We start from the raw sequence: 1,191 nt of genomic DNA, 5'->3' as shown, positions 1-1,191 counted from the left end.
GCCCACGCGCTCGTGCACGGCGACCTCGGCGCCGCCGCCGGAGCCAATGCGCTGGCCGTGGCCGGTTACGCGCTCTTCGCGGCGCTGTGGACGCTCTGGGCGCTGCGGGCGGCCCGCGGGCGGCCGCTCGGGCTCGGTCTCGGGCGCGTACACCTGTGGACGCTCGGCGGCGTCGTGCTCGCCTTCACCGTTGTCCGGAACCTGCCCATCGGTGGCTTCCTGCATCCTTGATCAACAGCAAATGTCCAGGTAGTGGGACTGCTGTCAACCGGATGCGGAGCCTTCGCCCTCCTGCGGATACCATCGCAGTGACCACATGGTTGCCCAGAGAACCTGAGAGGAGTCCGCTCGCGTGAGTGTGCTCGACGAGATCATCGACGGAGTCCGTGCCGACCTCGCGGAACGGCAGGCGCGCGTCAGCCTCGACGAGCTCAAGGAGCGCGCGGCGAAGGCTCCCGCGGCCAAGGACGGCGTCGCGGCCCTGCGCGGCGACGGCGTCAAGGTCATCTGTGAGGTCAAGCGGTCCAGCCCTTCCAAGGGCGCTCTCGCCATGATCGCCGACCCGGCGTCCCTCGCCGCCGACTACGAGGCGGGCGGCGCCGCCGTCATCTCCGTCCTCACCGAGCAGCGGCGCTTCGGCGGCTCCCTCGCCGACCTCGAAGCGGTCCGCGCCAAGGTCGACATCCCGGTCCTGCGCAAGGACTTCATCGTCACCTCGTACCAGCTGTGGGAGGCCCGTGCGTACGGCGCCGACCTGGCCCTGCTGATCGTCGCGGCCCTGGACCAGCCCGCCCTGGAGTCCCTCATCGAGCGCGCCGAGTCCATCGGTCTCACTCCGCTGGTCGAGGCGCACGACGAGGACGAGGTCGAGCGGGCCGTCGACGCCGGAGCCAAGATCATCGGCGTCAACACCCGCAACCTCAAGGACCTCACGGTCGACCGCTCCACCTTCGAGCGCGTCGCCCCGGACATTCCGGACCACATCGTCAAGGTCGCCGAGTCCGGCGTGCGCGGCCCGCACGACCTGATCGCGTACGCGAACGCGGGCGCCGACGCCGTCCTGGTGGGCGAGTCCCTCGTCACCGGCCGCGACCCGCGCTCCGCCGTCTCCGACCTCGTCGCCGCCGGCGCCCACCCCGCGCTGCGGCACGGACGGGGCTGACCCGAGCCATGCCGATCTCCGCCCGCCTC

General features: G+C 71.6%; 1 protein-coding gene and 1 pseudogene. Both read left to right on the top strand.

Features of this window, described 5'->3' with window-relative positions:
• Positions 1-231 (top strand): annotated as a pseudogene (locus G3I40_RS12075) (hypothetical protein); the annotation flags it as partial.
• Between the two features lie 121 nt (positions 232-352).
• Entirely contained in the window at positions 353-1,162 is an 810-nt protein-coding gene (gene trpC, locus G3I40_RS12070) for an indole-3-glycerol phosphate synthase TrpC (RefSeq protein WP_164302154.1), read from the top strand.
• The last annotated feature ends 29 nt before the right edge of the window (positions 1,163-1,191 follow it).

Origin of the sequence: Streptomyces sp. SID14478, from assembly GCF_010548525.1 — a bacterium.
GTDB lineage: Bacteria > Actinomycetota > Actinomycetes > Streptomycetales > Streptomycetaceae > Streptomyces.
The sequence above is the reverse complement of the archived record's forward strand: the minus strand, read 5'-3'. Positions and strand labels throughout refer to the sequence as shown.